Consider the following 8,408-nt stretch of genomic DNA (forward strand, 5'->3'; position numbering starts at 1 on the left):
TTGAGAGCGCCCAGGCGGGCGCCGAGACCTCCAGGTTGCCTGGATCACACCCTAGATCGCTGCGGCAACACGTGCCGAGCGGTCCTCCTGACCCGCTGCCTCAGACGCCCGACAGCGGGGGGTTGGTTGCGCCTGGGGTGCACATGGGGTGATTGGTGGTTGACGGTGGGGGAATGTGGAGTAATGTGGAGCAAAGTGGAGGAAGGGACCAGTGCGGTGGATGGCGGTGGCTCAAGGTGCTGAAGGTGGCTGACGAAGGAGGGGCTCCATGCGGTTCATGGGCACCTTCACGCCGAAGCTCGACGAGAAAGGTCGGCTCTTCCTCCCCGCGAAGTTCCGGGACCGGCTGGCTGAGGGGGTTGTCGTGACACAAGGTCAGGAGAACTGCCTGGTCGTCTGGCCCCCGGAGGTCTTCGACCGCGAGGCCGACCGGGCCTCGGAGAAGCCGATGACCAGCAAGGCCGCACGTGGCTACAACCGCATGTTCTTCTCCGGGGGCGACGAGGTCACCCCGGACAAGCAGGGCCGCATCGGCATCCCCTCGAACCTGCGGGACTACGCCGAGCTCGAGCGGGACGTGGTCGTGATCGGCGTGCGGGACCGCCTCGAGATCTGGAACCCCACCAAGTGGCGGGAATACCAGGAGGCCGAGGTCCTCAAGTTCGCCGACCTCGACGAGGACGACGAGTAGCACAACTGCACATCAGATCCGCAGGACGAGGTCTCGCGCCCGCTTCCTGTACTCGCCGAGTTCTGGGCACCTTCCCCGGCGCCAGAAAGCGGCACTTCCCTCGGGAAGCGGGCAGGGACCTGGTCCTGCGGATCACCAGCACCAGCACCAGCACCAGCACCAGCACCAGCACCAGCAGCGCACTCTCGAGCGGGGTCGAAACCGATGAGCGTCACACAGCCGGCACCACGCCGGGTCCGTCACCAGGCGCGTGATGCTGCCGCGGTGATGGCCTTCTCGGCCGGCACCTCGGTGGCCTTCGCGCTCGCCTTCCTCCTGCTCTCCCAGCTGGGTCGCTGACATGTCCGCCTCCCACGTCCCGGTCCTCCTCGACCGGGTTGTCGCCCTGCTCGCGCCCGCCCTCGACCACGAGGGCGCCGTGCTCGTCGACTGCACCCTGGGCCTCGGTGGCCACAGCGAGGCGGTCCTCGAGCGCTGCCCGCGGGCCCGCGTCGTCGGCATCGACAGGGACACCGCCGCCCTCGAGCTCGCCGGCCGACGTCTGACGCCGTACGGCGAGCGCTTCACCGGCGTCCACGCCGTCTACGACGAGGTCCTCGACGTGCTGCACGACCTCGAGCTGGCCCACGCCGACGCCGTCCTCTTCGACCTCGGGGTCTCCTCCATGCAGCTCGACGTGCGCGAGCGCGGGTTCGCCTACTCGGTCGACGCGCCCCTCGACATGCGCATGGATGGCACGACCGGTCCTACGGCGGCCGACGTGCTCAACACCTACTCCGCCGGTGAGCTGACCCGGGTGTTGCGCGACTACGGCGAGGAGAAGTTCGCCCGCAAGATCGCCGGCGCCGTGGTGCGCGAGCGCGAGACAGAGCCGTTCGCGACCTCGGGGCGTCTCGTGGAGCTGCTCTACGCCGAGATCCCGGCGCCGGCCCGCCGGACCGGGGGACACCCTGCGAAGCGCACCTTCCAGGCCCTGCGCATGGAGGTCAACGACGAGCTGGCCGTCCTGCGCCGCGCGATGCCGGCCGCCATCGACGCGATCGGGGTCGGTGGCCGGGTGGTCGTCGAGTCCTACCACTCCCTCGAGGACCGGCTGGTCAAACAGGCTTTCACCGCCGTGACCCGGTCCACGGTGCCGGTCGACCTGCCGTTCGTGCCCGAGGGCCAGGAGCCGCCGCTGCGCCTGGTCACGCGCGGCGCCGAGAAGGCCGACGAGTCCGAGATCGCCGCCAACCCCCGCGCTGCATCGGTCCGACTGCGGGCCGTCGAACGAGTCCACCCCGGCACCAACAGGAGCAGCACCTCCCGGAAGGAGCCGCGCAGATGAGCAGTCCAGCACCGGCCACGGTCCGATCCCGCCTCTCGACCCAGGGCCGAGGTCTGGCGGGCGCGGCCGTCGAGAGGGCCCGACTGACAGTCGTGCCCCGTCGTCGCACACGCGCGCCGAAGGTGCCCTTCGTGACGCTGGTGAGCCTGCTGCTGCTCGCGGGCGTCGTCGGGCTGCTGCTCTTCAACACCTCCATGCAGCAGGCGTCGTTCACGACGACGGCCCTGCAGGAGCGTGCCACCAACCTCGCTGCTCGTGAGCAGGCCCTCGAGATGGAGCTCGAGGAGCTCCGGAACCCCCAGCGACTGGCCGCCGAGGCGCAACGCCGCTTCGGCATGGAGCCGGCAGGCGCCCCGTTGTTCCTCTCCCTGGAGAGCGGTGAGGTGACAGGGGAGCGTGGCGAGCCCGCCGAGCGCCTCGACCTCGTGCCGAACCAGCCGACCCGTCCCGGCGTCCTGGACCCGGCGCCGATCATCGAGACCGTCATCGGGGACGTGCCCGCCGACCAGGTGACCGGCCAGACCGGAAACCGCGGCGACACGGCGCGTGGCAGCGGCTCGGGCCGCGGAGACACCGGTAGAACTGGACCCCAGCAGCAACAGCAGTCCCAAGGGGAACAGCAGGACCAACAGCAGCAGCGCTCCGAGCGCTGATGCCGCCGTCGAGCAGGAGACCGACCGTGAGCCGAACCCGCCAGCAGCGGCTGCGACCGCGCACGCGCGGCTCGGCCGACGTGCGCATGCGCTCCGGCTTCGTCCTGATCGCGATCGTGCTGTCCTTCTTCGGCGCCCGCCTCGTGCAGCTCCAGGGCCTCGACCCGCGGGAGTACGCCGCGATGGCGGCCGCCGACGGCTCGGTCACCGTGACGCTGCCGGCCGAGCGTGGCGACATCCTCGACCGCAACGGCGAGCCGTTGGCAGACTCCGCCGACGGGCTGATGGTCGTCGCCGACCCGGCCCTGACCACCCCCCGGGCCGCCGAGCTCGCGAAGTTCCTCTCCACGCGCCTCGCGGTCGACTACTTCCGGACCCTCGAGCGCCTGCGCGTCGAGGACAGCCGCTACCAGTACATCGCCCGCCAGGTGCCGGCCCGGATCGCGGCGACCGTCCTCGACGAGGCCCGCAGCCGCGCGAGCGACGCCGCCGACAAGGCCGTCGAGGCCGAGAAGGACGGCGACGACGAGGCGCTCGCCGAGTATGAGGAGATCGCTGACGCCTACAGCGGCCTGCTCACCGAGCGCGACCCCGTCCGCGTCTACCCGTCCGGCGACGTCGCGGCCAACCTGGTGGGCTTCCTGGGCACGCCCAACCCCGACGGCAGCGCCAAGCCGTCGGCCGGCTTCGAGGCGATGTTCAACTCCTACCTCGCCGGCACCGATGGCGAGACCAGCTACCAGGTCGGCGCCGGGAACAAGATCCCGCTCGGCGACAGCACGATCGTCGAGGCGACCGACGGCCGCGACCTCGTGACCACGATCGACCGAGACCTGCAGTTCTTCACCCAGCGCATCGTGCGACAGACCGTGCGCCAGTCCGGGGGAGAGTCGGGCATCGGCGTCGTCATGGACACGCGCACCGGCGACATCCTCGCCCTGGCCGACGACCCGACCTACGACCTGAACAAGCCCGACGAGGCCAGCGACGGCGACTACAAGTCGCGGGCGATGACCGACGTCTACGAGCCCGGCTCGGTCGAGAAGGTCCTCACCGTCGCCGGCCTCATCGACGCCGGCAAGGTCACCAACCGCACCAAGCTGCTCGTGCCCGGCCAGCTCGACCGCCAGGACCGCTCGATCGGCGACTACTTCGACCACGGCCTGCTCAAGCTCACCCTCGCGGGCGTCATCGCCAAGTCGTCCAACATCGGCACCGTGCTGGCGGCCGACAAGTTCGAGGACGGCCAGCTGCGCGACTACCTCACCCGCTTCGGCCTCGGCCAGCGCACCAACATCGGCGTCGGTGGCGAGACCGCCGGTCTCCTGCCCGACGAGAGCATGTGGACCAGCCAGACCCAGGACCGCATCGCCTTCGGTCAGTCCCTGTCGGTCAACGCGGTGCAGATGACCGCCGCGGTCAACGCGATCGCCAACGACGGCGTGCGCATCGACCCCAGCCTGATCAAGGGATCGGCCACGACCGACGAGGGGCGCGAGGTCGGCACCGACGTCGCCACCACCCGCCGCGTGGTCAGCGACGACGCCGCCTACCAGACGATGATGATGATGGAGCGGGTGCTCGACCCCGAGGAGGGCGTCGCCCCCGGCGCAGCCGTCCCGGGCTACCGCGTAGCCGGCAAGACCGGCACCGCGCAGCGTGTCGGCGAGGCCTGCGGCTGCTACGACGGCACCTTCACGGTCTCCTTCGCGGGCTTCGCCCCCGCCGACGACCCGCGCTTCACCGTCTACGTCGTGGTCCAGGACCCCACCAACGGCGGCGGTGGCGGCTCGGTCGCCGGCCCGGCGTTCTCGCGCATCATGAGCTACGCCCTGCGCCGCTACGCGGTCCCGCCGACGGGCACCCCGGCCTCCCGCCTGCCCGTCGAGTGGAGATGAGCCATGATCGTCCGGTGGCAACCCGACCCGAGCACCCCGAGGTCGTCGCGCTCCGGGACGTCGTCGCCTGGCTGAGGACGACGTACGGCGCGGCGCGGACCCTCGGTGACGTCACGGACGTGACGATCACCGGCCTGTCGTTGAGCTCGCAGCGGGTCCTGCCCGGCGACCTGTACGCCGCCCTCGCGGGCTCGCGCGCGCACGGCATCGGCTTCCTGCCGGCCGCGCTCGAGGCCGGTGCGGTCGCCGTCCTCACCGACGAGGCGGGCGCGACGCAAGCGGCGGCGATGACCGGTGTCGAGGTCCCTCTCGTCGTGGTCGCCGACCCGCGAGGCGTTCTGGGCCGGCTGGCGGCGCGCGTCTACGGCGAGCCGGCGCAGGCGCTGCGGATGATCGGCGTCACCGGCACCCAGGGCAAGACCACCACGACCCGGCTCGCCGAGAACGGGCTCGAGCGCGCCGGCGTGAGCGCCGCGGTGATCGGCACCGTCGGCACCCGCGTCGACGGCACCGACATCAAGACGACGCTGACGACCCCCGAGGCGCCTGACCTGCACGGGCTCTTCGCGATGATGCGCGAGCGCGGCGTCACCGCCTGCGCCATGGAGGTATCCAGCCACGCCCTGGTGATGGGCCGTGTCGACGGCGTGGTCTTCGACGTCGGCGTCTTCCTCAACCTCGGCCGCGACCACCTCGACTTCCACGCCGACGTCGAGGACTACTTCCGCGCCAAGGCCTCGCTGTTCACCCCCGAGCGCGCCCGGCTGGCCCTCGTCAACATCGACGACGCCCACGGTCGCCGGCTCGTGACCGAGGCGAGCATCCCCGTGCGCACGATGTCCTCGCAGGGCGCTGACGCCGACTGGCAGGCCGTCGACGTGGTCCTGCGCGCGGACGGCTCGTCCTTCACCGTGCGCGGACCCGACGGGCTGAGCGTCCCGGCCGGTTGTCCCGTGCCGGGCGACTTCAACGTGGCCAACACCCTCGCCGCGATCGCCGCCTGCGGGGAGGCCGGTCTCGACCCCGCTGCCGTGGCCAGCGGCATCTCCGGGGGAGCCGGCGTGCCCGGACGCTTCGAGCAGGTCGACGCCGGCCAGGACTTCGTGGTGGTCGTCGACTACGCGCACAAGCCCGACGCCGTGGCTGCCGCGTTGCGCACGTTGCGCCCCCTCACCGACGGCCAGGTGATCATCGTCCTTGGCGCCGGGGGCGACCGCGATCCCGGCAAGCGGCCGATCATGGCCGGCATCGCCGCCGACCTGGCCGACGTCCTGATCGTCACCGACGACAACCCCCGCACCGAGGACCCGGCGACGATCAGGGCCGCGATGCTCGCCGGCGTCGGCGCAGACGTGAAGGCGGAGGTCGTGGAGCAGGGCGACCGCGGCCTCGCCATCCTCGATGCCGTACGCCGGGCCCGTCCCGGTGACATCGTGCTCGTGGCCGGCAAGGGCCACGAGACCGGGCAGGAGATCAACGACGTGATCCACCCCTTCGACGACCGCGTGGTCGTGCGCGAGGCCCTGGCGGCGCGCGGATGATCCCCCTCACACTGGCCGAGATCGCCGCCGTCGTCGACGGCGTGGTCCACGGGGACCCGACGCTGACCGTGTCCGGACCGGCCTACGTCGACACCCGCGCGGCCACCGAGGGCGGGCTGTTCGTCGCTGTCGTCGGGGAGCGGGTCGACGGTCACGACTACGCGGCCGGCGCCCACGCGGTGCTGGGCAGTCGTCCCACCGATGCCCCGACCGTTGTCGTCGCCGACCCCGTCGTGGCCCTCGGCCGCCTGGCGCGTCACGTGCTCGACCGCCTCGACGTCCCCGTGCTGGCGCTGACCGGCTCGCAGGGCAAGACGGGCACCAAGGACTACCTCGACCACGTGCTGGCCGCGGCCGGACCCACGGTGGCGACGGCGGCCAACAACAACAACGAGATCGGCGTGCCGCTGACGGTGCTGCGCGCCGACGCCACGACCTCCTACCTCGTGGTGGAGATGGGCGCGCGCGGCATCGGCCACATCGCCTACCTCTGCGACATCGCGCCGCCGAGCGTCGCGGCCGTGCTCAACGTCGGCACGGCCCACATCGGCGAGTTCGGCAGCCAGGAGGCCATCGCGGCCGCCAAGGGTGAGATCGTCGAGGCTCTCGGCGCCGATGGCACGGCCGTCCTCAACGCCGACGACGACCTGACGGCCGCGATGGCCTCGCGCACCCGGGCCCGCACGATGACCTTCGGCCACGCCGGCGACGTGGCCTGGCGCGGCCTCGAGCTCGACGCGCTCGGCCGGCCCACCGTCGAGATCGGCCACGGCGGCACCTGGCGTCGCGTGTCCCTCACCCAGACCGGGGCCCACCAGGTCGCCAACGCGGCGGCCGCCGTGGCGATGGCGCTCGCCGTGGGCCGACCGTTCGACGACGTGGTCGACGCGCTCGCCACGGCGACGTCGGCGTCCCGGTGGCGCATGGAGCTGCACGAGCGGACCGACGGCCTCCTGGTCGTCAACGACGCCTACAACGCCAACCCCGCCTCGATGGTGGCCGCGATCGGTGCCCTGGCGGCGATCGGCGACCGCGCGGGTCGTCGTACGGTCGCGGTGCTGGGGGAGATGCGCGAGCTCGGGGCCGACGGCGTCGCCGGGCACCGTGAGGTCGGCCGGTCCGCGGGCGCCCACGGCATCGACGTCGTCGTGGTCGTGGGGGAGCCTGCTCGCGGCATCGCCGACGGTCTCGCCGACCGTGACGACTGGCACGGTGAGGTGATCGTCACGGCGGGGCGCGACGACGCACTCGCCTGGTTGCGGGAGAATGCCGTGGCCACGGACGTCGTCCTGGTCAAGGCCTCACGTGGTGCCGCCCTCGAGGTGGTGGCCGACGGGCTGCTCGACGAAGACCCGACAGATCGACCGACAGGAGTGGCCCCGACACCATGAGAGCGATCCTGCTGGGCGGCGGACTCGCCCTGCTCATCTCGCTGCTCGGCACCCGGGTCGCGATCACCTACTTCACCCGCTGGGGTTATGGCCAGGAGATCCGCGACGACGGGCCGACCAGCCACCACACCAAGCGCGGCACGCCCACGATGGGTGGCGTGGTCATCATCCTGGCCTCCGTCGTCGGCTACTTCGCCGCCAAGCTGATCACGCTCAGCGCCCCGTCGGCCTCCGCGCTGCTGCTGCTGTTCCTCTTCGTCGGGATGGGCCTGGTGGGCTTCCTCGACGACTTCATCAAGATCTCCAAGCAACGCAGCCTCGGTCTGCGCAGCAAGGCCAAGATGGTCGGCCAGACCATCGTCGCGGTGATCTTCGGCTTCCTGGCGCTCTCGCCGATGCTGGAGGACGCCAACGGGCGGACGCCCGCCTCGGAGAAGGTCTCGTTCCTGCGCGAGATCGACTGGCTCGTGCTGCCGACGATCCTGGCGATGGTGCTGATCTGGCTGATCGTCACCGCGACCAGCAACGCGGTCAACCTCACCGACGGGCTCGACGGCCTCGCTACGGGCGCGAGCGTGATGGTCTTCGGCGCCTACATGCTGGTCAACATCTGGCAGAACAACCAGTTCTGCCAGCAGGATCCCAGCGGCCAGTGCTACAACGTGCGCGATCCACTCGACCTTGCCGTCATCGCGGCCGCGATCATGGGCGCCTGCTTCGGCTTCCTGTGGTGGAACGCTGCCCCGGCGGCCATCTTCATGGGTGATACCGGCTCGCTCGCCCTGGGTGGCGCCCTCGCCGGCTTCGCGATCCTCACCCGCACCGAGCTGCTGCTGGTGATCCTCGGCGGCATCTTCGTCCTGGAGACGGTCTCGGTGATGCTCCAGGTCACCTGGTTCAAGACCAC

General features: G+C 71.3%; 8 protein-coding genes. All 8 read left to right on the forward strand.

Annotated features, from left to right (window positions below):
- The first annotated feature begins 268 nt into the window (after positions 1 to 268).
- A complete protein-coding gene (gene mraZ, locus BM204_RS04305; RefSeq protein WP_091110648.1) occupies positions 269 to 691 on the forward strand; it encodes a division/cell wall cluster transcriptional repressor MraZ in 423 nt (140 codons plus the stop codon).
- Positions 692 to 895: 204 nt separating this feature from the next.
- Positions 896 to 1,030 (forward strand): hypothetical protein, encoded by a 135-nt coding sequence (locus BM204_RS23145; RefSeq protein WP_256215529.1) that lies wholly within the window; start codon positions 896 to 898, stop codon positions 1,028 to 1,030.
- A 1-nt stretch (position 1,031) separates the two neighbouring features.
- Entirely contained in the window at positions 1,032 to 2,018 is a 987-nt protein-coding gene (gene rsmH / locus BM204_RS04310; protein ID WP_091110650.1) for a 16S rRNA (cytosine(1402)-N(4))-methyltransferase RsmH, read from the forward strand.
- Positions 2,019 to 2,149: 131 nt separating this feature from the next.
- Positions 2,150 to 2,671, forward strand: a complete 522-nt coding sequence (ftsL, locus tag BM204_RS04315) for a cell division protein FtsL (RefSeq protein WP_091110652.1) — start codon at positions 2,150 to 2,152, stop codon at positions 2,669 to 2,671.
- Positions 2,672 to 2,697: 26 nt separating this feature from the next.
- Entirely contained in the window at positions 2,698 to 4,569 is a 1,872-nt protein-coding gene (locus BM204_RS04320) for a peptidoglycan D,D-transpeptidase FtsI family protein (protein WP_246165913.1), read from the forward strand.
- Entirely contained in the window at positions 4,566 to 6,110 is a 1,545-nt protein-coding gene (locus BM204_RS04325) for a UDP-N-acetylmuramoyl-L-alanyl-D-glutamate--2,6-diaminopimelate ligase (RefSeq protein ID WP_091110653.1), read from the forward strand. The genes BM204_RS04320 and BM204_RS04325 overlap by 4 nt, the downstream gene beginning before the upstream one ends.
- Positions 6,107 to 7,501, forward strand: coding sequence for a UDP-N-acetylmuramoyl-tripeptide--D-alanyl-D-alanine ligase (locus tag BM204_RS04330; RefSeq protein WP_091110655.1), 1,395 nt, complete (start codon positions 6,107 to 6,109; stop codon positions 7,499 to 7,501). Before BM204_RS04325 ends, BM204_RS04330 begins: the two co-directional genes overlap by 4 nt.
- Positions 7,498 to 8,408 (forward strand): phospho-N-acetylmuramoyl-pentapeptide-transferase (mraY, locus tag BM204_RS04335; protein ID WP_091110656.1); only part of this gene is annotated, 911 nt, incomplete at its 3' end. The genes BM204_RS04330 and mraY, both read left to right, overlap by 4 nt.

The sequence above is a fragment of the Nocardioides psychrotolerans genome, assembly GCF_900113685.1.
Classification (GTDB): Bacteria; Actinomycetota; Actinomycetes; order Propionibacteriales; family Nocardioidaceae; genus Nocardioides; species Nocardioides psychrotolerans.